The organism is Roseovarius amoyensis (assembly GCF_003260265.1).
In the GTDB taxonomy this organism is placed as follows: domain Bacteria; phylum Pseudomonadota; class Alphaproteobacteria; order Rhodobacterales; family Rhodobacteraceae; genus Roseovarius; species Roseovarius amoyensis.
In genome coordinates this window covers 1-1,125 of record NZ_QITQ01000080.1, presented here as the reverse complement: position 1 = coordinate 1,125, position 1,125 = coordinate 1, and the positions used below count along the sequence as shown (strand labels likewise).

The 1,125-nt window shown below is 66.2% G+C and carries 1 protein-coding gene; it reads left to right on the top strand.

Annotation, left to right across the window (positions count from 1 at the left end; all coding sequences use genetic code 11):
• Positions 1-1,092: IS256 family transposase (locus DL899_RS19230; RefSeq protein ID WP_111735913.1), on the top strand; the 1,092-nt coding region annotated here is incomplete at its 5' end.
• Between the last annotated feature and the right edge of the window lie 33 nt (positions 1,093-1,125).

Below are 1,125 nucleotides of genomic sequence, written 5' to 3'. Positions count from 1 at the left end.
CTGGCGATGCAGATCGAGCGGGAACGCTTTCTCGGCGCCGGTCTTTATGAGCGCACGACCGAGCGGCAGGGCTACGCCAACGGTTACAAACCCAAGCGCATCGACACCCCCGCGGGCACGGTGAACGTGCAGGTGCCCAAGACCGCCGGGCATGAGGGCCAGCCCTTCTACCCGCAATCTCTGGAGCGCGGACGGCGCTCGGTCAGGGCGGTGATGCTGGCCGTGGCCGAGATGTACATCAAGGGCGTCTCCACCCGGAACGCCGAAGCGGTGATGCGCGAGCTCGGCATCGAGTGTCTGTCTTCGACGCAGGTCAGCCGCGCCGTGAAGCTGCTTGATGACGAACTGGCCGCCTGGCGCAACCGCCCCCTTGGCGAGATCAAGTATCTGATCCTCGATGCCCGATACGAAAAGATGCGCCATGGCGGGATCGTGCGCGACGCCGCGGTGCTCTTGGCGATCGGCATCGGGCCGGACGAGCGCCGCCGGGTGCTGGGCGTTTCTGTCGCCCTGTCGGAGGCCGAAGTCCACTGGCGGGCGGTCCTCGAAAGCCTCGTTGCCCGTGGCCTGCACGGGGTCGAATTCATCGTCTCCGACGACCATAGCGGTCTGCGCGCCGCCCGGCGTGCCGTTCTGGGTGGCGCCACATGGCAGCGCTGCCAATTCCATCTCGCCCGGAACCCCATCCACCATGCCCCCAACGCCGAGAGCCGCAAACGCATCGGCAGGCAGCTGAGATCGGTCTGGACGGCGGACGACCTCGCCAAGGCCGAGACCGCCCTGGCCGAGCTGGCCGAGCTGGTCGCCAGCTACCGCGACACCGCGCCAAAACTGGCCGCGTGGCTCGAGGAGAACGTCCCCGAGGGCCTTGCCGTCTTCACCCTGCCCGAGCACCACCGCAAGCGGCTACGCACCTCGAACCCGATGGAGCGGTCCGTCCAGCAGGAGCTGAAACGGCGCACCGTCAAGGTCAGGGTCTTTCCCAGCGAAGATGCCCTCCTGCGCCTCGTCAGTGCTGTGCTGGTCGAGATCAACGACAAATGGGCCGCTGAAACCAAGCCCTACATCAAGTGGGAATGCCAGGATGCATGAGCATGGCGTCAGTGAATTTCCAGTCCCCAGGTT